Raw genomic sequence first — 19,971 nt, forward strand, 5'->3', positions numbered from 1 at the left:
TTCGATAAGTAAGTCTTATGGATTTCAAGCAACTGCGTTATTTCGTCGCGGTGTATGAGGAAGGCCACGTAGGCCGTGCCGCTGAACGCCTTTCGATCTCTCAACCGGCGTTGTCGCAACAAATCCGCCAGCTGGAACAGAACCTGGATGTGGGCCTGTTCGAGCGCAGCAGCAAGCGCCTGTTACCTACCTTGGCCGCTCATACGTTGTACAACCATGCCTTGCCGCTGATCGATGGCATGCAGCAAGCCGTTGAAGCCTTGGGCAACTTCAAGGGCCAGGCGATGCGTACCTTGGCCATCGGCGTGCTGCAGACGGTGCACACCAGCCTGGTTCCGCAAATGCTGGAGCGTGTGCGCAAGGCGCAGCCTCATTTGGTCGTGCAAATCTACGAACTGACGGGGCTTGAAATTGAACGGCGCCTGCTCAACGGTTCGCTGGACATTGGCATCAGCTATCTGCCGCCACGCCAGCCGGGGCTGCACGGCACGCTGCTGTATGAGGATGAATTGAAGGTGGTGATCCCCGAGGACCACCCGCTGCGCGAGTTCAAGAAAGTCTCGCTGAAGCAGGCGGCCGAATTGCCAATGTTGCTGTTGGGCGAAGAGTTTCAAGTGCGCCAGATCTGGCAAGGCCAACTGTCCAACCTTGGGCGGCGCCCGCAAGTGCAGGCAGAGCTCAACACCATGGTGGGCATTCTCGACAGCCTGCCCCACAGTAAATTGGCCACGGTGCTGCCAGGGCGCTCTCAGGACGAGCACAACAGCAAGGCCTTGTTGTGGAAACCCTTGAGTGAACCCAGGGTGCCACTGAAAGTGGGCTTGGTGTGCCGTGATCTACAACGACAGCAGGCGACCGTGGCCTTGCTGCGCACGCTGCTGGAAGGCGTGATGAATGCCCCGCAGGCAAGCGCCTGACTTTTTCGCGGGCAAAAGAAAACCCCGCCGAAGCGGGGCTTTGCAGACTGTTTCCCTGACATCCATTTCACTCCGCCATCCTGGCAGAATCCTACGTGTCCGTGTTGTTGCTTTGCGCTTCCTGCGCGACGTCCATGTGAAGTAGATTATCGGTGGATCCAATTTGGCGATAGAGGACGAATAGCAGCACGTCATGTAAGAGATTGCTTACACGCCCTCCAAGCCTTTAGAACTGTGCCTCATCCAGCAAATACAGCGATTCGCTGCCCGCTTTTACCGACGCGCTCAATGAGTGGATACGCGGCAACAGGCGTGCAAAGTAAAAGCGCGCCGTGCCCAGTTTGCTGGCGTAGAAATCTTCTTCAGCCTCTTTGCCCAGCGCTGCCTTGGCCATGCGTGCCCACATGTAGGCGTAGGCCATGTACCCAAACGCGTGCAGATATTCCACCGACGCCGCGCCGATCTCATTCGGGTTGGTCTTGGCGCGGTCCAGCACCCAGGCGGTCAATTCATCCAGGTTATCCACCGCTGCGCTGAGTGGGCGGGTGAACTCGGCCAGTTCGGCATTCGCCGTGGCGATGAACTGACGGACTTCGTCGGCGAACAGGCTGTAGAACTTGCCACCGCTGCCCACGATCTTGCGCCCCATCAGGTCCAGGGCCTGAATGCCATTGGTCCCTTCGTAGATCTGGGTGATGCGTACGTCGCGCACCAATTGTTCCTGGCCCCACTCGCGGATGTAGCCATGGCCGCCGAACACTTGCTGGCCGAGTACGGTGGTTTCCAGGCCCAGGTCGGTGAGAAACGCCTTGGCAACCGGGGTCAACAACGCCACCAGGTTATCGGCGCGTTCGCGAGCGGCGGCATCTTCGCTGAATTTGGCGATATCCAACTGCGTCGCCACATAGGTGGAGAACGCACGGCCGCCTTCGTTCGCGGCCTTCATGGTCAGCAGCATGCGCCGCACGTCCGGGTGCACGATGATCGGGTCGGCGGCCTTGTCTTTGGCTTGGGCGCCAGTCGGTGCACGGCTTTGCAGGCGATCGCGGGCGTATTCGATCGCGTTCTGGTAGGAGCGCTCGCCGGACGCCAGGCCCTGGATACCCACGCCCAGACGCTCGTAGTTCATCATGGTGAACATCGCCGCCAAGCCACGGTTTGGCTCGCCGACCAGGTAGCCCACGGCTTCGTCGAAGTTCATCACGCAGGTCGCAGACGCCTGGATGCCCATCTTGTGTTCGATCGAGCCGCAAGTCACCGGGTTACGCGCGCCCAGGCTGCCGTCGGCATTGACCATGAACTTCGGCACCAGGAACAGCGAAATCCCCTTGGGCCCCGCCGGTGCATCCGGCAGCTTGGCCAGCACCAGGTGGATGATGTTTTCGGTGAGATCGTGCTCGCCACCGGTGATGAAGATCTTGGTGCCGCTGACCTTGTAGGAACCGTCCGCCTGAGGCTCGGCCTTGGTGCGGATCATCCCCAGGTCCGTACCGGCATGGGCTTCGGTCAGGCACATGGAGCCGGCCCACTCGCCGGAATACATCTTCGGCAGGTAAGCGGCTTTAAGCTCTTCACTGGCATGGGTATTGATCGACACGCAGGCGCCGGAAGTCAGCATCGGATACAGGCCGAACGCCAGGCTCGACGAGTTGATCATTTCTTCGACTTGCGCCGATACGGCTTTGGGCATGCCCATGCCGCCGAAGACAGGATCACCCCCGACACCCACCCAGCCGCCTTCAGCGTAGGTTTTGTAGGCCTGTGGGAATCCATCCGGCGTGCTGACCGCACTGTCCGCCCAGCGGCAGCCTTGCTCGTCGCCACCCCGGCTGAGCGGCGCGATGGACTTGGCGGTCACCTTGCCGGCCTCTTCGAGAATGGCCTCAACGGTTTCGGCATCCACGGTGTCTGCCAATGCCGGCAATTGGGCCCAAGTATTGGCGACCTCAAACACTTCGTTGAGGACGAAGCGCATATCACGCAGCGGCGCTTTGTAATCAGCCATGGCAAACCTCGTGAGAACGTGAAAAGTGATTCGATAGGGATCGGTTTTATGAGCCCCGAGTGTACCCGAACAACTTTTAAGACACATAGGGTCCACTTGTGACTGATTGGTATTTTTAAGTCACTCCAATGCAAATGCTTGCGCAGACAGACTCATCAGGCACTCGCTGCCGGCCTCCACGGCGGCGCGGTGGCCCGTTGTACGGGGCAGCAGGCGCTTGAAGTAGAAGTCGCAGGTGCCCAGCTTGGCCTTGGCGAACTCGATGTCGTCTTGCGCTTGCGCGGCAATGGCCATACGCAGCCACAGGTACGCCAGGATGATATAGCCGCTGTACATCAGGTAATCCACGGCCGCAGCGCCCACTTCATCCGGGTTTTTCATCGCCGCCATACCAACCTTCATCGTCAACTCGCCCCACTGCTGGTTCAACTGGTCGAGTTGCTCCACATGGGCCTTGAGCTGCGGATGTTCGGCATGCGCCGCGCAGAACTTATGCACAATCCGGGTGAAGCCACGCAATAACTTGCCCTGGCTGCCGAGCACCTTGCGCCCCAGCAAATCCAGCGCCTGGATGCCGTTGGTGCCTTCATAGATCGGTGCAATCCGCGCATCCCGCGCTAGTTGCTCCATGCCCCACTCGCGGATGTAGCCATGGCCGCCGAACACCTGCATACCGTGGTTGGTCACCTCCAGCCCGGTCTCGGTCATGAAGGCTTTGCAGATCGGGGTAAGGAAGGCCAACAGGTCTTCAGCGGCCTGGCGCTGGTCGGCGTCGTGACTCAGATGCGCGGTGTCGAGCAATTGCGCGGTGAAGTAGGTCAATGCGCGGTTGCCCTCGTTGAAGGCTTTCATGGTCAGCAGCATGCGCCGCACGTCGGGGTGCACGATGATCGGGTCGGCGGCTTTGTCCGGGGCCTTGGCGCCGGTCAGCGAGCGCATTTGCAGGCGGTCGTTGGCGTATTTGATCGCGCCCTGGAAACTCGCTTCACCGTTGCACAAGCCCTGCATGCCGGTGCCCAGCCGTGCGTGGTTCATCATGGTGAACATGCAGTTGAGGCCTTTGTTGGCCTCGCCAATCAAAAAGCCCCTGGCACCGTCGAAGTTCAACACGCACGTGGCCGAGCCCTTGATCCCCATCTTGTGTTCGATGGAGCCACAGTGCACCGCGTTACGCTCACCCGAGTCCGCATGGAACTTGGGCACGATAAACAAGGAAATACCCTTAGTGCCCGCTGGCGCATCCGGCAGCTTGGCCAGTACCAGATGGATGATATTGGCGCTCATGTCGTGCTCGCCGGCCGAGATGAAGATCTTGCTGCCGGTGACCGCATAGCTGCCGTCCGCCTGTGGCACGGCGCGGGTCTTGATCAGGCCCAGGTCGGTGCCGCAGTGGGCTTCGGTGAGGCACATCGTGCCGGTCCACTCGCCGGCGGTGAGTTTGTTCAGGTAAGTGGCTTTCTGCTCGTCGGTGCCGTGGGCGTGGATCGCCGTCATGGCCCCGTGGGTCAGGCCGGGGTACATGCCCCAGGACGTGTTGCTGGAGCCGATCATTTCGCTCAGCACCAGGCCCAAGGATGGCGGCAGGCCCTGGCCGCCGTAGGCCGGATCTGCCGCCACGCCGTGCCAGCCGCCGTCCACGTACTGGGCGAAGGCCTCCTTGAAGCCCTTGGGGGTGGTGACCACGCCATTGTCGAAATGGCAGCCCTCTTCATCACCGCTGCGGTTGAGCGGTGCGAGCACGTTTTCGCAGAATTTGGCGCCTTCTTCGAGGATCGCACTGACCATGTCCGGCGTGGCATCCGTAGCCCCCAGCGCCGCATAGTGGCCATGGAAATCAAACACGTTGTCGATCAGAAAGCGCATGTCGCGCAGGGGAGCTTTGTAGTCAGGCATGGCGATGTCTCCGGCAGCAGATACTTTCAACCTACTGCCGGCCAAGACTGCAAACAATCACTGTAGAACCGCTGAATACAGCGCCATCACTCAACCGGCAGCGCGCTCCATACGCACCGCGCCACGCCGGGTCTGCCCGGCCGCGACCACGCAATTACGCCCGGCCCCCTTGGCGGAGTACAGGGCTTCGTCGGCGGATTTGAGCACCTCTTCCGGCGTGCGCTGCTCGGCCTGGCGCTCGGCCACGCCGATGCTGACGGTCACCGACACACTGGACGCCCCGCTGCCTGTGCGACGCTGACGGCCCTGATGATCGTCATGGGGACGGTCCGGGTTGCGCAACTTGATGTCGTAGTTGGCAATGATCTCGCGGATCTCTTCCAGGTGCGGCATGCACTCATCCAGGGTCTTGCCGGCAAACACCACGGCAAATTCTTCACCGCCATAACGGTAGGCACGCCCGCCGCCATTGACCTTGGACAGCTTGCTGGCGACCAGCCGCAGGACCTGGTCGCCCACGTCGTGGCCATGGGTGTCGTTGAAGCGCTTGAAGTGGTCGACGTCGCTCATCGCCAACACATAGTTGCGCCCCAGTCGCTGCATGCGTTCGTTGAGCGCGCGCCGCCCGGGCAAGCCGGTCAGCTCATCGCGAAACGCCATTTGATAGGCCTCATGGGCCACACCGGCGGCAATCATCAACATCACCTGGCTGCACATGATGTTCAGCGTGAACGGCAGGATGAAGGTTTGCGGCAACATCCAGAACATTCCCAACAACCCGACCAACTGCGCGGCGTGCAACGGACGCGGCTGGTACCAGTACTGGGCGGCCAGGGTCAGGAAGCCGACCAGGAACATCGGGTAAGAGAGTTGGATCAGGCTCATCCAGCTGCCATGCAGCGCCGGCCAACGAATTTCTGCCAGCCAGTTCAGCAAGGCCTGCGGGAAACTCTGCTCTAGGGCCAGCGCAACGCTGCCCACGGCGATCAGCACCGCACACCGGGCAATGAAGTCGCGAAACAGGTGGGTCTTCTCCTGCCACAGCGCGTAGATGCTGAACAACAGCGGCAACAGCAGGCAACACAGATGAAACACCACGGCGGCGTCTTCACGCACGCGGCCATTGTCGCGGTAAAAGTCCGTCTGGGTGTCCAGCAAGAAGTAGGTGATATACACCGTGATCATCAGGAACAGTTCACGCTGGCGCCGATACACCGCGCAATACGAACCACCGAGCAACAGCACCAAGGTCGGCAGCACGTTGAACAGCGAAGTGAAGAAGACATTGAGGTCTTTGACATACGCAGCCGAGAGCCCGGCCAGCAATAGCAGCAACGAGGGGAGAAAATGGCTGAAACGTACAGCGGACACGCGTGACAAGGGTAAAGCTCCGACCCGCCGATAAAGATGGCACAGTGCCTTCACTGCGCACAGTTAAGCACATTCAATATGACCTGTATCACATTGCCATCACTGTAACGGCAGCCAACCCCAATCCCTGAGTGTTGCGCTGTGTTTTTTATCGCACCCAATAAAAAACCGCCACTCCCGAGGGAGCGGCGGTTTTCAGCAGAACCCGGTAAGGCTTAGTAAGCCAGGCCGAAGTTCTCTTCTTTCATGTCCATCAGGTTGTTGGCGCCCGACAGCATGGTTGCAACGTGAGTGCGGGTACGCGGCAGGATGCGCTGGAAGTAGAAGCGCGCAGTCTGCAGCTTGGCGGTGTAGAACGCCTCTTCGGTGGTGCCGGCAGCCAGTTTTTCGGCGGCCAGGCGCGCCATGTCGGCCCAGAAGTAAGCCAGGCACGCGTAACCGGAGTACATCAGGTAGTCCACCGAGGCGGCACCGACTTCTTCACGGTCTTTCATCGCGGCCATGCCGACCTTCATGGTCAACTCGCCCCACTCTTTGTTCAGTGCAGCCAGCGGCGCGACGAACTCTTTGACGGCTTCGTTGCCTTCGTTGGCCTGGCAGAACTTGTGCACGATCTTGGTGAAACCCTTGAGCGCTTCGCCTTGGGTCATCAGCACTTTACGGCCGAGCAGGTCCAGCGCCTGGATGCCGGTGGTGCCTTCGTACAGCATCGAGATGCGGCTGTCGCGAACGTTCTGCTCCATGCCCCACTCGGCGATGAAGCCGTGGCCACCGTAGATCTGCACGCCGTGGTTGGCCGCTTCAAAACCGACTTCGGTCATGAACGCCTTGGCGATTGGGGTCATGAAGGCCAGCAGGCCATCGGCCTGTTTCTTGGCTTCGTCGTCGGTGCCGTACTTGACGATGTCCACTTGCTTGGCGGTGAAGTACACCATCGCACGGTTGCCCTCGGCGAAGGCTTTCATGGTCAGCAGCATGCGGCGCACGTCAGGGTGCACGATGATCGGGTCGGCCGCTTTGTCCGGCGCTTTCGGGCCGGTCAGGGAGCGCATTTGCAGGCGATCACGCGCATATTTCAGGCCGCCCTGGAAGCCGATTTCAGCATGGGCCAGGCCCTGCAGTGCGGTACCCAGGCGAGCGGTGTTCATGAAGGTGAACATGCAGTTCAGGCCTTTGTTCGCCGGGCCGATCAGGAAACCGGTGGCCGCGTCGAAGTTCATCACGCAGGTAGCGTTGCCATGGATGCCCATCTTGTGTTCCAGGGAACCACAGGTCACGGCGTTGCGCTCACCGATCGAACCGTCTGCATTCGGCAGGAACTTGGGCACGATAAACAGCGAGATACCTTTGGTACCGGCCGGTGCATCCGGCAGGCGCGCCAGGACGATGTGGACGATGTTATCGGCCATATCGTGCTCACCGGCCGAGATGAAGATCTTGGTGCCGGAAACTTTGTAGGAACCATCAGCCTGAGGTTCGGCCTTGGTGCGCAGCATGCCCAGGTCGGTGCCGCAGTGCGGTTCGGTCAGGCACATGGTGCCGGTCCACTCGCCCGAAACCAGCTTGGTCAGGTAAGCCTCTTGCTGCTCAGGCGTGCCGTGTTCGGAGATGGTGTTCATTGCACCGTGGGACAGGCCAGGGTACATGCCCCACGACCAGTTGGCCTCACCGACCATTTCGCTCACGGCCAGGCCCAGGGACTCCGGCAGGCCTTGGCCACCGTGCTCCACATCATGGGCCAGGCTTGGCCAGCCGCCCTCGACGAACTGCTTGTAGGCTTCCTTGAAACCAGTAGGGGTCTTAACGCCTGACTCGCTCCAGGTACACCCTTCGATGTCACCCACGCGGTTCAACGGTGCCAGCACTTGCTCACAGAACTTGGCGCCTTCTTCAAGAATGGCGTCAACCATGTCCGGGGTAGCGTCCTGGCAAGCCGGCAGGCTCTGATAGTGCGCTTCATAACCGAGCAGTTCGTCACGAACGAAGCGAATATCACGCAAGGGGGCCTTGTAGTCAGGCATAGCGATAAACCTCTGCTGATGTATCTGGGATGAACAACCGCGTGGATTTGTTGTGGCGGTCAAACAGGTGTTTGAAACATACGTTTACGACCTGGGGTTGTCAAGCATCGTCCAGGCGCCATTTGTCATGACACGCATCAACGACACGCACGGCAGGGCCTGCGGCGTGTTGCCACTGTCAAAGGAGTTTAGAAGTTCGTCAGGATGACGTAGAACAAATGTGGGAGCGGGCTTGCTCGCGAAAGCGGTGTGTCAGTCAATCCATCAAAGACTGATCCACCGCTTTCGCGAGCAGGCCCGCTCCCACAGAAGAGCAGATAGGCGCAAGGATTAAGCGTAGGTATCGATCAAGGTGCCGAGCATTTCGTCCGAAGCCTTGGCGACTTTCACGCCCAGCTCCACTTGAAACTTGCCTTGGGCCATCTCGACCATATCGCTCGCCGAGTTGGTGGGCTGGGCACGGCCATTGGCTTGCAAACGGTCGCGTTGGGCGTCCGAGGGCTGGGTCGTCGCGGCGCTGGCAATGTTGCCGGCGGCCTGGTCGACACGGTTCTGCCCGGTCTGGATGGTGCTCAGTCCCGAATAAAACGCGCTGCTTCCGGAGATTTCCATGGCGTAAGCCTGCCTTTAGAGAATCGTGAAGGTAAATTGAAGCAGAGATTCCGGCAAAAGGCCCGTCAAAAACACTAATGGCCTATTGCCCTGTTATAGCCAAAATCAGTCAAGCAGATCCAGTTCCAGGTGCGCGGCAACCGCTTCGGCCCCGGCCTGCTTGAGTCTCGGCACCCGCCCCAGGCAGGGCGCCGGCAAGCGTTCAGCCAGGGTGGCAAGGTTCTCTTCCAGACGAGAGGTCTTCGGATCGATGATATTCGCCACCCACCCCGCCAGCGGCAACCCATCGCGGGCAATCGCCTCGGCGGTGAGCAAGGCGTGGCTGATGCAGCCCAGACGCACCCCCACCACCAGGATCACCGGCAACTTCAGGGCCATGGCCAAGTCCGACAGGTTGGCCTGATCGGCCAAGGGCACCCGCCAGCCACCCGCGCCCTCGATCAAGGTGAAATCCGCCTGCTGCGCCAGTATGTGCTGCATCGGTTGCAACAGCGACTGCACCGTCAGCGCAACACCGGCCTCCCGCGCCGCCAGATGGGGGGCGATGGCCGGTTCGAATGCCACCGGGTTGACCTCGGCATAGGTCAGCGGCAACGAGCATTCAGCCAACAGCGCCAGGGCGTCGCTATTGCGCAGCCCTTTGGGCGTGATCTGGCAACCCGAGGCGACCGGCTTTGCCGCAGCGGTGCTTTTGCCCGCAAGGCGGGCGGCATGCAAAAGGCCCGCGGCAATGGTGGTCTTGCCCACATCCGTGTCGGTACCGGCGATGAAGTAAGCGGCGCTCATAGAGGTTTCTCCAGTACGGCGTACACCACTTGATACGTGGCAGGCAGGCCCTGGGCCTGACGGAACTGCTCGTAAGCGTTCACCAGTGCAGCAATCCGCGCGCGGCCCGTCAACCCTCCCGGGCGGCCCGGGTTGAGGTTGTGCGCGCCCAACGCCTTGAGTTCGTGGGTCAGGCTGCGTACGTCCGGGTAGTGCAGCACATGGGGTTGGCGCTCCAGGCTGACGACGCGCAGGCCGCTGGCGGCGCAGAGCTGTTGATACGTCTCGAAGGCACGGAAACGGTTGACGTGCACCAGGCCATCCGCCGCTCGCCAGCTTTCGCGCAACTCATGCAATGTGCCCACACACAAGCTCGCGAATGCCAGCACGCCGCCGGGTTGCAGCACGCGACGGGCCTCGCTGAGCACCGCGTCGAAATTTGCACACCACTGCACCGCCAGGCTGGAATAGATCAGCCCCAGGCTCTGAGCTTTAAGCGGCAAGCGCTCGGCATCCCCGGCAATGAAATACCCCGCGCCGCCCAAGGGCCTGGCGTGATTGAGCATACCTTCGGCGATATCCAGCGCCACGCCCTGGCTGTCGGGCAACCGCTCAGCCAACACACGGCTGAAAAAACCGGTGCCACAACCCATGTCCAGCCAGCGCTGTGGCGTTAGGGCCAGCGGAAGGCGAGCCAACAACGCGGTGCCCACCGCACGCTGCAACTCGGCCACGCTGTCGTAACTGGCGGCTGCGCGGGAAAACGACGCGGCCACTTGGCGCTTGTCCGGCAAGCCACCCGGCAGAGGGGGCAGGGATAAATCAGTCATCAACGCACTCATGCAAAAAAGCCTGGATGGCCCCCGCAACACCGTGAGGGTCTTCCAGAAGAAAAGCGTGGCCGGCCTGTTCAATCAGGCCGATTTCAACATCGGGCAGCAAGGCCAATAGATCACCGGCCGCTTCGGCCGGTACCAGCCCGTCCAGGCCGGCAAACAGGTGTAACTGCGGACCGCGAAAGGCCTGCAAAGCGGCGCGGGTATCAAGCCGGGCGAGCAGTTCAAGACCGGGCATCAACACGCTGGAAGGTGTATGCGGCGCGCCGCTGACCAACAAACGCGACAACCCGCGCGGGTCTTCGGCGCCCTTGGCGCACAACAGGCCGAAGCGTTTGAGGGTGACTTGGGAGTCGGCATGGCAACCGGCGAGGAACGCATCGAAGGTTTCGCCGGGCATCGCGCTCGGCCAGCCGGCATGGGCGACAAAACACGGGTTGCTCGCCAACGTCAGCAAACCACAGCAGCGCTCACCGCGCCGCGCCGCCAATTCGGAAGCCAGCATGCCGCCCAGGGACCAACCGCCCAGCCAGGCGTTGTCCGCCAGCGTGGCGTCGAGTTCGTCGAGCCAGTCATCCAGCTCGCTGGAGTCCAGTACCGGCAACGGTTCGATCTGCACCTGCAGGTGCTCGTCGAGGCCCTGCAAAGCGGCGGCCAGAGGCTCCAGCGGTGACACGCCGAGGCCCCAACCGGGCAGCAATATCAGTCGATCACGCATGGTCGGGCTCCGTGGCGCCTAACAAGCGGAAACACTCTTCCAACGCCGTTAACAATAGCTGCACCTGGGCCTCGCTGTGGGCCGCCGTCAACGTGACGCGTAAACGCGCACTGCCGACCGGCACGGTGGGTGGGCGGATCGCGGTGACCATCAAGCCGCGCTCGCGCAACATCTGCGACAGGCGCATGGCCTTGGCGCTGTCGCCGATCAGGATCGGTTGGATCGGCGTGAAACTGTCCATCAACGCCAGGCCGATCTGCTCGGCGCCCTGACGGAACTGACGAATCAAGCCATTGAGGTGCTCACGCCGCCAATGTTCGGTGCGCAGCAGCTCGAGGCTTTTCAAGGTGGCGCAAGCCAGGGCCGGCGGTTGGCTGGTGGTGTAGATGTACGGGCGGGCGAATTGGATCAGGCTTTCGATCAGGTCGTCACTACCGGCCACAAAAGCCCCGGCGGTGCCGAACGCCTTGCCCAGGGTGCCCACCAACACCGGCACGTCTGCCTGGCTCAAGCCAAAATGCTCGACGATCCCACCGCCGTGGGCGCCCAACGGGCCGAAGCCATGGGCGTCATCCACCATCAGCCAGGCGCCCTTGGCCTGGGTTGCACGGGCCAATGCGGGCAGGTCCGCCAGATCGCCGTCCATGCTGAACACGCCGTCGGTGACCACCAGGGTATTGCCGGTCGCCTTCTCCAAGCGCTTGGCAAGGCTGTCGGCATCGTTATGCAGGTAACGATTGAAACGCGCACCCGAAAGCAGGCCGGCATCCAGCAGCGAAGCGTGGTTGAGGCGGTCTTCCAGCACCGTATCGCCTTGCCCCACCAGCGCCGTGACCGCGCCGAGGTTGGCCATGTAGCCGGTGGTAAACAGCAAGGCCCGTGGGCGACCGGTGAGGTCGGCCAGGGCTTCTTCCAATGCATGGTGAGGTGTGGCGTGGCCAACCACCAAGTGCGAAGCGCCGCCGCCCACGCCCCAACGGGACGCTCCGGCGCGCCAGGCTTCGATCACTTGAGGGTGGTTGGCCAGGCCCAGGTAATCGTTATTGCAGAACGCCAGGAGCGGCTGGCCGTCGACCACCACTTGCGGGCCTTGGGGGCTGTCCAGCAGCGGGCGTTGGCGATAGAGGTGTTCGGCACGGCGGGCAGCGAGGCGCGCGGCGAGATCGAAAGACATGCAGGCCTCGGTATTCAAAGACTGGAGACTGAGCGCGATCAAATGTGGGAGGGGGCTTGCTCCCTCCCACATTTGGATCGCATTTCAATCAGACGGCAGCGTTATAGAACTGTTCGCTGCTCTTTTGCTCGACCAGCGCCTGCTCGATCGCCGCCTGATGCACTTCATCGGCGTGCTCTTCGCGGGCTTCCGGCAGGATGCCCAGGCGCGAGAACAGTTGCATGTCCTTGTCGGCCTGCGGGTTGGCGGTGGTCAGCAGTTTGTCGCCGTAGAAGATCGAGTTGGCGCCGGCGAAAAACGCCAGGGCCTGCATCTGCTCGTTCATCGCCTCACGCCCGGCCGACAGCCGCACATGGGACTGCGGCATGAGGATGCGTGCCACGGCGAGCATGCGGATGAAGTCGAACGGGTCGACGTCCTCAGCGTTTTCCAACGGCGTACCGGCCACCTTCACCAGCATGTTGATCGGCACCGACTCCGGGTGCTCCGGCAGGTTGGCCAGTTGGATCAACAGGTTGGCACGATCATCGAGGGACTCGCCCATGCCGAGGATGCCGCCCGAGCAGATCTTCATCCCCGAATCACGTACATAGGCCAGGGTTTGCAGGCGCTCGCTGTAGGTGCGGGTGGTGATGATCGAGCCGTAGAACTCCGGCGAGGTATCGAGGTTGTGGTTGTAGTAGTCAAGGCCGGCCTGGGCCAGGGCTTGGGTCTGGTCCTGGTCGAGACGACCGAGGGTCATGCAGGTTTCCAGGCCCATGGCCTTCACGCCTTTGACCATCTGCAGCACGTAGGGCATGTCTTTGGCCGACGGGTGCTTCCACGCGGCGCCCATGCAGAAGCGCGTGGAACCGATGGCCTTGGCGCGGGCGGCCTCTTCAAGGACCTTCTGCACCTCCATCAGTTTTTCTTTTTCCAGGCCGGTGTTGTAGTGGCCCGACTGCGGACAATATTTGCAATCTTCCGGGCAGGCGCCGGTCTTGATCGACAGCAGGGTCGACACCTGCACGCGGTTGGCATCGAAATGCGCGCGGTGCACGGTCTGCGCCTGGAACAACAGGTCATTGAATGGTTGCACGAACAGTGCTTTGACTTCGGCTAAAGACCAGTCGTGACGCAGGGTGGCAGAGGTGCTGGCGCTCATGGGCGATTCCTTGATTATGCTTTGGCAAGCGCTGCGGGAAGGGCAATACCCACAGGCGCGACACGGATGCTCGGCATATTTAAGGAAGAATCATGCACTGTCAACCAGACCACAAACACCAAGTTTACATCTGGTCAAAAAACATACACACCTGTTTAATCTGCGATGAGGCGACCCAATCAGCCGATTGTGTGTGCAACGCCTGCGAAACCGAGCTGCCGTGGCTGATGGAACAGTGCAACGTGTGCGCCCTGCCGCTGTCGATGGAGGGGCTGACCTGCGGCCAATGCCAGACACATCCGCCCGCCTTTAAACAGGTGATTGCGCCTTGGACCTACGGCTTTCCGGTAGACACCTTGATCAGCCGCTTCAAGCACCAGTCGCGATGGCCACTGGGCCATATGCTTGCGCGCTTGCTGGGGCACCACGTGCAACATCGTCTCGACAACGCTGAAATCATCCGGCCCGACTGCCTGCTGCCCGTGCCGATGGCACGTCACCGCTTGCGCGAGCGAGGTTTCAATCAGGCGTTGATGCTGGCCCGCTGGCTCGGTAACGCCCTCAACCTCAGCTGCGACGAACACCTGTTGTTGCGCCCCCATGAAACCGTGGCGCAACAGGCGCTCGACGCCAAGGCGCGCAAGCGCAACCTGTTTCGCGCCTTCGCCTTGGCCGCCGACGCCCAGGTGCAAGGCCGGCATTTCGCCCTGGTGGACGACGTACTGACGACCGGCGCTACCGCGCACAGCCTCGCACAATTGTTGAGGGACGCCGGTGCGCGCCAGGTTGACGTGTACTGCCTGGCCCGCACACCCAAACCGGGCGCGTAACTTGACTCCCTGGCACCGGGGCGGCAACGTCCACTCATTCCATCGAAGTGTGTTCCCATGTCGCTACCCACCCTGCTCAGCCAACACATTGTCCGCCGTCCACAGCGCATTGCCTTGCTGGCGCATATCGCCGAGCAAGGCTCAATCACCCGCGCCGCCAAGAGCGCCGGCCTGAGTTACAAGGGCGCCTGGGACGCCATCGATGAGCTGAACAACCTGGCGCAAAAGCCGCTGGTGGAACGCAGCGTCGGCGGTAAAGGCGGCGGCGGAGCCAAGTTGACGGCCGAAGGTGAACGCGTATTGCGCCTCTACCAGCGCTTGCAGGCGCTGCAGGCCGAAGTGCTCGGCTCCGACGAGGATGCCAGTGACTTCAATCTGCTGGGACGCTTGATGCTGCGCACCAGCGCGCGTAACCAATTGCATGGCCAGGTGGTCGCCATTGAACAGCATGGCCGCAACGACACCATTCGCCTGCAACTGGCCGCTGGCTTGAATATTGACGCGCAAATCACTCACGACAGTACCCGGCGGCTGGAACTGGCAGTGGGTGTGGAAGTGGTCGCGTTGATCAAGGCCGGTTGGCTGGAACTGCTCGCTATCGGACAAGCTGCAACACCTGGACACAATTGCATGAGCGGCATTATCGACACGATTCTCGCCGCCGATGACGGCCCCAGCGAAGTGCGCATCACCTTGCCCAACGGCCTGGTGTTATGTGCCCTGGCGCAGCCTGCCGCGCTCGAAGCGCTGGGCGCTTCCGAGAACCAGCCTATCCAGGTGCAGTTCGCCCCGCACAATGTATTGCTGGGCACGCCGGTATAACGCGGCCGCGCCTTCAAACTGCAACAAATTCGTCACGAGGGCTCCTTAAGGTGTCTGCAAAAACCGCAGAGGGAGCCTGAAATGAGCCTGTTACAAGAAAACCAAGCCACCGACCTGGAACAGATGGTCGGCCTCACCCGCCGCCGCTTCATCGGTGCCGGTGCCCTCTGCGGTGCCGCGATGTTCCTGGGCGGCAACCTGCTCAGCCGCAGTGCCCTGGCCATTAACGCGACCACCGCCAGCCCGTTGCTGGGGTTCACCGGCATCGCTGCTGCCAGCAGCGACACCATCACCTTGCCGCCGGGCTACAGCGCGTCGGTGCTGATCAGTTGGGGCCAGCCGTTGCACAAGGGCGCGCCGGCTTTCGACCCGTCCGGCAACGGGACCGCCAAAGCCCAGGAGCAACAGTTCGGTGACAACAACGATGGCATGAGCCTGTTCGCCTTCCCCGGCGACAACAACCGTGCGCTCATGGCGATCAACAACGAATACACCAACTATCGCTACCTCTACGCCCACGGCGGCGCGCCGCAATCGGCTGAAGAGGTGCGCAAGGCCCAGGCCAGCGAAGGCGTTTCGGTCATCGAAGTGCGGCGCAAAGGTGACACCTGGCAGTTCGTCCAGGACTCGCGCTATAACCGCCGCATCCACGGCAACTCGCCAATCCGCCTGAGCGGCCCGGCCGCGGGTCATGCCTGGTTGCAAACCAGTGCCGACAAGTCGGGCAAAAAAGTCCTCGGTACCTTTCAGAACTGCGCCAACGGCAAGACACCGTGGGGCACTTATCTGACGTGCGAAGAGAACTTCACCGACTGCTTCGGCAGCAGCAACCCACAACAAAGCTTCGACGCCGGGCAAAAACGCTATGGCGTGGCAGCGGCCAGCAAAGACATCAACTGGCATCAGCATGACCCGCGCTTCGACATGGCCAAGAACCCCAACGAACTCAACCGTCACGGCTGGGTGGTGGAAATCGACCCGTTCGACCCGCAATCCACCCCAGTCAAGCGCACCGCCCTGGGCCGTTTCAAACACGAGAACGCGGCGCTGGCTGAAACCCGCGACGGCCGCGCCGTGGTGTACATGGGCGACGATGAGCGCGGTGAATTCATCTACAAGTTCGTCAGCCGTGACCCGATCAACCACAACAACCCCAAGGCCAACAAAAACCTGCTCGACCACGGCACCTTATATGTGGCGATCTTCGACGCGGGCGATGGCAACGCCGACCACCCCAAGGGCAAGGGCCAATGGGTGGAGCTGACCCATGGCAAAAACGGTATTGATGCCGGCAGCGGTTTCGCCAGCCAAGCCGAGGTGCTGATCCATGCGCGCCTGGCCGCCAGCGTGGTGAAAGCCACCCGCATGGACCGCCCGGAGTGGATTGTGGTCAGCCCCACTGATGGCCAGGTCTATTGCACACTCACCAACAATGCCAAACGCGGGGAAGACGGCCAACCGGTGGGCGGGCCCAACCCACGGGAGAAAAACGTCTACGGTCAGATCCTGCGCTGGAAAGCTGATCAGGATAACCACGGCGCCCACGAATTCACCTGGGACCTGTTTGTGGTCGCCGGTAACCCAGGCGTGCACGCCGGTACGCCCAAGGGCGGTTCCTCCAACATCAACCCGCAGAACATGTTCAACAGCCCCGACGGCCTGGGGTTCGACCAGGCCGGGCGCTTGTGGATCCTGACCGACGGCGACTACAGCAATGCCGGTGACTTCGCGGGCATGGGCAATAACCAGATGCTGTGTGCCGACCCGGCCACCGGAGAAATCCGCCGGTTCATGGTCGGGCCGGTGGCGTGTGAAGTCACCGGGATCAGCTTTTCGCCGGACCAGAAGACGCTGTTTGTGGGGATCCAGCATCCCGGCGAAACCGGCGGTTCGACCTGGCCGGAGCATCTGCCCAATGGCAAGCCGAGGTCTTCGGTGATGGCGATTCGGCGGGATGACGGCGGCATTATCGGCGCTTGATAAAATGTCATCGGGAGCAAGCCCCCTCCCACAGTTGACCGCGTGTACGCCGGCAATTGTGGGAGGGGGCTTGCTCCCGATAGCGATGGCACAGGCGCCCTATCTCAAGCCTGGTGCGTTACCATACCCGGCCGGACGCGGCGCCCTGCTGCGCGCAGGAGTTCGCATGGCCCACCCGTTTGAAACACTCACCCCTGACCTGGTCCTCGACGCGGTCGAGAGCATCGGTTTCCTCAGCGACGCCCGTGTGCTGGCGCTCAACAGCTACGAAAACCGCGTGTATCAGGTGGGCATCGAAGGCTCTGAGCCGCTGATCGCCAAGTTTTATCGCCCCCAGCGCTGGAGCAACGAGGCCATCCTCGAAGAGCATCGCTTCACCTTCGAACTGGCCGAGTGCGAGGTGCCGGTGGTCGCCCCATTGATCCACAACGGTGAAAGCCTGTTCGAACATGCAGGCTTCCGTTTCACCCTGTTTCCCCGGCGGGGTGGCCGCGCGCCGGAGCCGGGCAATCTCGACCAACTCTATCGCCTCGGGCAACTGCTCGGCCGTTTGCATGCCGTAGGCTCCACCCGCCCGTTCGAACACCGCGAAGCCCTGAGTGTGAAGAACTTCGGCCACGACTCCCTCACCACGCTGCTCGAAGGCAATTTCATTCCCAAAAGCCTGCTGCCGGCCTATGAGTCCGTCGCCCGCGACCTGCTCAAGCGCGTGGAAGAGGTATACAAAGCCACCCCGCACACGAACATCCGCATGCACGGGGATTGCCACCCCGGCAACATGATGTGCCGCGATGAGATGTTCCATATCGTCGACCTCGACGACTGCCGTATGGGCCCGGCGGTGCAGGACCTGTGGATGATGCTCGCCGGTGACCGGCAAGAATGCCTTGGCCAACTGTCGGAACTGATGGACGGCTACCAGGAGTTCCACGACTTCGACCCACGGGAACTGGCCCTGATCGAACCCCTGCGTGCCCTGCGCCTGATGCATTACAGCGCCTGGCTCGCACGGCGCTGGGATGACCCGGCGTTCCCCCACAGCTTCCCCTGGTTTGGCAGTGAACGGTATTGGGGCGATCAGGTGCTGGCGTTGCGCGAGCAACTGGCCGCCCTCAACGAAGAACCCCTGAAACTGTTCTGACCGCCTTATGTGGGAGGGGGCTTGCCCCTCCCACATAAGCAAAGCCAATCCCATTGGCAGGCAAATGTCCTTACAATCACGCCTTTGTTAGCTGCCTAAGCAAGGATTCCGCAATGCAAGCCGCCAACCCCCGCAAGGGGTACATCCTGGGCCTGAGCGCCTATGTCATCTGGGGTCTGTTCCCGCTCTACTTCAAAGCCATCGCCAGCGTCCCCGCTGCTGAAATCATCGTGCACCGCGTGTTGTGGTCGGCGCTGTTCGGTGGCTTGCTGTTGATGGTGTGGAAACATCCGGGGTGGCTGCGTGAGCTGCGCGACAATCCCAAACGCCTGGCTATCCTGGCACTCAGCGGCTCATTGATTGCGGCCAACTGGCTGACTTACGTATGGTCGGTGAACAGCGGGCGCATGCTGGAAGCGAGCCTGGGCTACTACATCAACCCGCTGGTCAATGTACTGCTGGGCATGTTGATCCTGGGCGAGCGCTTGCGCCGCCTGCAGTGGGTCGCCGTCGGGCTGGCGGCGGTGGGTGTGGCGCAACAGGTGTGGCAGGTGGGCAGTTTGCCGTGGGTGTCCTTGGCGCTGGCGCTGACCTTCGGCTTCTACGGGCTGATCCGCAAACAGGCGCCCGTCAAAGCGCTGCCTGGGCTGGTCGTAGAGACATGGATGCTGGTGCCGATCGCCATCGCATGGCTGCTGTTCAACCCCTCGGCCCACAGCGCACAACTGGAGTTCTGGGGCACCTCCGAAGCCTGGTGGCTGGTGGCGGCCGGCCCGGTGACGCTGATCCCGCTGGTATGTTTCAACGCTGCCGCTCGGCATTTGCCCTACACCGCACTGGGCTTTTTACAGTACGTGGCACCGACTCTCGTGCTGCTGGAAGCCGTGCTGCTGTTTGGCGAACACCTGGCGTCGAGCACCCTGCTTGCCTTCGCCTTTATCTGGGCGGGGCTGGTGGTGTACAGCCTGGATGCCTGGATGAGCGTGCGCAAGCGCTGATCAAATAACGTACAAACCTCTGCAAGCCACGCAGCACGTGGCTTGCAGCCATCAACCCCAAGGTTATCCACAACCTGATCCCCGCCATTTGTGCACAAGCCCTTGAAACTGCTCGTTTTTTGCGCAGAAGGCGGAGAGCCAACGCCGGCGCGGCCTGGCGTCGAGTCTCTACAGGTTATCCACAAGCCCATGCAAGTTTTCCATGCATAACCCTGTGGGTTGATCATTCCTCGTTGTGCAATTCCACCATCAAGTCATCCGCCAAGGTTTCCAGCGACGCCTGCAAGGTATCCAGGGATAACGTCGACGGCACCTGCAACAGCGCCTCGGCCGTGAACAACGGGTCACCGCTCATGGGGGCCGGGCGTACGTCCGTGCTCAGGCTCTCCAGGTTCACGCCCTGCCGGCTCAACAACGCTGTGATCTCGCGCACGATGCCCGAGCGGTCATTGCCCACCAGGGTCATCACGATCGACTTGGACGTCGCTGCCTGCCCGCTACTGCCCTCACCCACCAGCACGCGAATGCCGTGTGTGGATAAGTCCTCCAGCGCATTGATCAGGTGCTGACGGTTTTCAGCAGGCACACTGACCCGCAGGATACCGGCGAATTGCCCGGCCATATGCGCCATTCGGCTTTCCTGCCAGCTACCGCCGTGGGTGGCGATGGTATGCGCGATGCGTTCCACGACGCCGGGTTTGTCGGCGGCGATAATTGTGAGTACAAGATGGTCCATGGCGAAGC

General features: G+C 61.7%; 17 protein-coding genes. 6 read left to right on the plus strand and 11 right to left on the minus strand.

Annotated features, from left to right (window positions below; genetic code table 11):
* Nucleotides 1-17 precede the first annotated feature (17 nt).
* The gene (locus C9383_RS15995) at nucleotides 18-917 is read left to right on the plus strand and encodes a LysR family transcriptional regulator (RefSeq protein WP_090368407.1); all 900 of its coding nucleotides are present in this window, start codon (nucleotides 18-20) and stop codon (nucleotides 915-917) included.
* A 226-nt stretch (nucleotides 918-1,143) separates the two neighbouring features.
* Here the strand turns inward: C9383_RS15995 and C9383_RS16000 are convergent, their stop codons facing one another.
* From C9383_RS16000 to bioB, 10 genes are all read right to left on the minus strand, one after another.
* Nucleotides 1,144-2,922, minus strand: a complete 1,779-nt coding sequence (locus tag C9383_RS16000; RefSeq protein WP_090368405.1) for an acyl-CoA dehydrogenase C-terminal domain-containing protein — start codon at nucleotides 2,920-2,922, stop codon at nucleotides 1,144-1,146.
* A gap of 120 nt (nucleotides 2,923-3,042) precedes the next feature.
* The gene (locus tag C9383_RS16005) at nucleotides 3,043-4,815 is read right to left on the minus strand and encodes an acyl-CoA dehydrogenase C-terminal domain-containing protein (RefSeq protein ID WP_090368403.1); all 1,773 of its coding nucleotides are present in this window, start codon (nucleotides 4,813-4,815) and stop codon (nucleotides 3,043-3,045) included.
* Between the two features lie 90 nt (nucleotides 4,816-4,905).
* Nucleotides 4,906-6,195: a GGDEF domain-containing protein gene (locus C9383_RS16010; protein ID WP_090368401.1), complete on the minus strand. Its 1,290-nt coding sequence runs from the start codon at nucleotides 6,193-6,195 to the stop codon at nucleotides 4,906-4,908.
* 206 nt (nucleotides 6,196-6,401) lie between these two features.
* Nucleotides 6,402-8,207, minus strand: coding sequence for a phenylacyl-CoA dehydrogenase (locus C9383_RS16015; RefSeq protein WP_060757251.1), 1,806 nt, complete (start codon nucleotides 8,205-8,207; stop codon nucleotides 6,402-6,404).
* Nucleotides 8,208-8,537: 330 nt separating this feature from the next.
* A complete protein-coding gene (locus C9383_RS16020) occupies nucleotides 8,538-8,819 on the minus strand; it encodes a hypothetical protein (RefSeq protein ID WP_060753328.1) in 282 nt (93 codons plus the stop codon).
* 105 nt (nucleotides 8,820-8,924) lie between these two features.
* Nucleotides 8,925-9,605, minus strand: coding sequence for a dethiobiotin synthase (gene bioD / locus C9383_RS16025; protein WP_060753329.1), 681 nt, complete (start codon nucleotides 9,603-9,605; stop codon nucleotides 8,925-8,927).
* Complete coding sequence (gene bioC, locus C9383_RS16030; protein ID WP_090368398.1) at nucleotides 9,602-10,414, minus strand: malonyl-ACP O-methyltransferase BioC; 813 nt, start codon at nucleotides 10,412-10,414, stop codon at nucleotides 9,602-9,604. Before bioC ends, bioD begins: the two co-directional genes overlap by 4 nt.
* Nucleotides 10,407-11,138: an alpha/beta fold hydrolase gene (locus tag C9383_RS16035; RefSeq protein WP_090368396.1), complete on the minus strand. Its 732-nt coding sequence runs from the start codon at nucleotides 11,136-11,138 to the stop codon at nucleotides 10,407-10,409. Before C9383_RS16035 ends, bioC begins: the two co-directional genes overlap by 8 nt.
* Nucleotides 11,131-12,312: an 8-amino-7-oxononanoate synthase gene (gene bioF, locus C9383_RS16040; protein ID WP_060753332.1), complete on the minus strand. Its 1,182-nt coding sequence runs from the start codon at nucleotides 12,310-12,312 to the stop codon at nucleotides 11,131-11,133. The genes C9383_RS16035 and bioF overlap by 8 nt, the downstream gene beginning before the upstream one ends.
* A gap of 88 nt (nucleotides 12,313-12,400) precedes the next feature.
* The gene (gene bioB, locus C9383_RS16045; protein ID WP_090368395.1) at nucleotides 12,401-13,456 is read right to left on the minus strand and encodes a biotin synthase BioB; all 1,056 of its coding nucleotides are present in this window, start codon (nucleotides 13,454-13,456) and stop codon (nucleotides 12,401-12,403) included.
* Nucleotides 13,457-13,548: 92 nt separating this feature from the next.
* On the opposite strand from bioB, the gene C9383_RS16050 reads away from it, so the two are divergent.
* The 5 genes from C9383_RS16050 to rarD all read left to right on the plus strand — a co-directional run bounded on the left by C9383_RS16050 (nucleotide 13,549) and on the right by rarD (nucleotide 19,227).
* On the plus strand, nucleotides 13,549-14,286 hold the full coding sequence (locus tag C9383_RS16050) for a ComFC family protein (RefSeq protein WP_090368392.1): 738 nt from the start codon (nucleotides 13,549-13,551) through the stop codon (nucleotides 14,284-14,286).
* A 57-nt stretch (nucleotides 14,287-14,343) separates the two neighbouring features.
* Complete coding sequence (locus C9383_RS16055; protein WP_090368389.1) at nucleotides 14,344-15,108, plus strand: TOBE domain-containing protein; 765 nt, start codon at nucleotides 14,344-14,346, stop codon at nucleotides 15,106-15,108.
* 81 nt (nucleotides 15,109-15,189) lie between these two features.
* Nucleotides 15,190-17,088: a PhoX family protein gene (locus C9383_RS16060; RefSeq protein ID WP_090368387.1), complete on the plus strand. Its 1,899-nt coding sequence runs from the start codon at nucleotides 15,190-15,192 to the stop codon at nucleotides 17,086-17,088.
* A 166-nt stretch (nucleotides 17,089-17,254) separates the two neighbouring features.
* The gene (locus C9383_RS16065) at nucleotides 17,255-18,229 is read left to right on the plus strand and encodes a serine/threonine protein kinase (protein WP_090368385.1); all 975 of its coding nucleotides are present in this window, start codon (nucleotides 17,255-17,257) and stop codon (nucleotides 18,227-18,229) included.
* A 113-nt stretch (nucleotides 18,230-18,342) separates the two neighbouring features.
* Entirely contained in the window at nucleotides 18,343-19,227 is an 885-nt protein-coding gene (rarD, locus tag C9383_RS16070) for an EamA family transporter RarD (RefSeq protein WP_060753338.1), read from the plus strand.
* Between the two features lie 223 nt (nucleotides 19,228-19,450).
* Here the strand turns inward: rarD and C9383_RS16075 are convergent, their stop codons facing one another.
* Nucleotides 19,451-19,963 carry a glycine cleavage system transcriptional repressor gene (locus tag C9383_RS16075; RefSeq protein ID WP_060753339.1) on the minus strand — a complete coding sequence of 171 codons (513 nt, stop codon included), beginning with the start codon at nucleotides 19,961-19,963 and terminating at the stop codon, nucleotides 19,451-19,453.
* Nucleotides 19,964-19,971 lie beyond the last annotated feature (8 nt).

It is taken from the genome of Pseudomonas palleroniana, from assembly GCF_003031675.1.
Taxonomy (GTDB): Bacteria; Pseudomonadota; Gammaproteobacteria; order Pseudomonadales; family Pseudomonadaceae; genus Aquipseudomonas; species Aquipseudomonas palleroniana.

Coding starts and splice junctions, on each gene's coding strand:
- C9383_RS16005 (WP_090368403.1), bottom strand. CDS start 4,815: ATGCCTGACTACAAAGCTCCCCTGCGCGACATGCGCTTTCTGATCGAC.
- C9383_RS16050 (WP_090368392.1), top strand. CDS start 13,549: ATGCACTGTCAACCAGACCACAAACACCAAGTTTACATCTGGTCAAAA.
- C9383_RS16020 (WP_060753328.1), bottom strand. CDS start 8,819: ATGGAAATCTCCGGAAGCAGCGCGTTTTATTCGGGACTGAGCACCATC.
- rarD (WP_060753338.1), top strand. CDS start 18,343: ATGCAAGCCGCCAACCCCCGCAAGGGGTACATCCTGGGCCTGAGCGCC.
- bioF (WP_060753332.1), bottom strand. CDS start 12,312: ATGTCTTTCGATCTCGCCGCGCGCCTCGCTGCCCGCCGTGCCGAACAC.
- C9383_RS16015 (WP_060757251.1), bottom strand. CDS start 8,207: ATGCCTGACTACAAGGCCCCCTTGCGTGATATTCGCTTCGTTCGTGAC.
- C9383_RS16065 (WP_090368385.1), top strand. CDS start 17,255: ATGGCCCACCCGTTTGAAACACTCACCCCTGACCTGGTCCTCGACGCG.
- C9383_RS16075 (WP_060753339.1), bottom strand. CDS start 19,963: ATGGACCATCTTGTACTCACAATTATCGCCGCCGACAAACCCGGCGTC.
- bioB (WP_090368395.1), bottom strand. CDS start 13,456: ATGAGCGCCAGCACCTCTGCCACCCTGCGTCACGACTGGTCTTTAGCC.
- bioD (WP_060753329.1), bottom strand. CDS start 9,605: ATGAGCGCCGCTTACTTCATCGCCGGTACCGACACGGATGTGGGCAAG.
- C9383_RS16000 (WP_090368405.1), bottom strand. CDS start 2,922: ATGGCTGATTACAAAGCGCCGCTGCGTGATATGCGCTTCGTCCTCAAC.
- C9383_RS16035 (WP_090368396.1), bottom strand. CDS start 11,138: ATGCGTGATCGACTGATATTGCTGCCCGGTTGGGGCCTCGGCGTGTCA.
- C9383_RS15995 (WP_090368407.1), top strand. CDS start 18: ATGGATTTCAAGCAACTGCGTTATTTCGTCGCGGTGTATGAGGAAGGC.
- bioC (WP_090368398.1), bottom strand. CDS start 10,414: ATGACTGATTTATCCCTGCCCCCTCTGCCGGGTGGCTTGCCGGACAAG.
- C9383_RS16060 (WP_090368387.1), top strand. CDS start 15,190: ATGAGCCTGTTACAAGAAAACCAAGCCACCGACCTGGAACAGATGGTC.
- C9383_RS16055 (WP_090368389.1), top strand. CDS start 14,344: ATGTCGCTACCCACCCTGCTCAGCCAACACATTGTCCGCCGTCCACAG.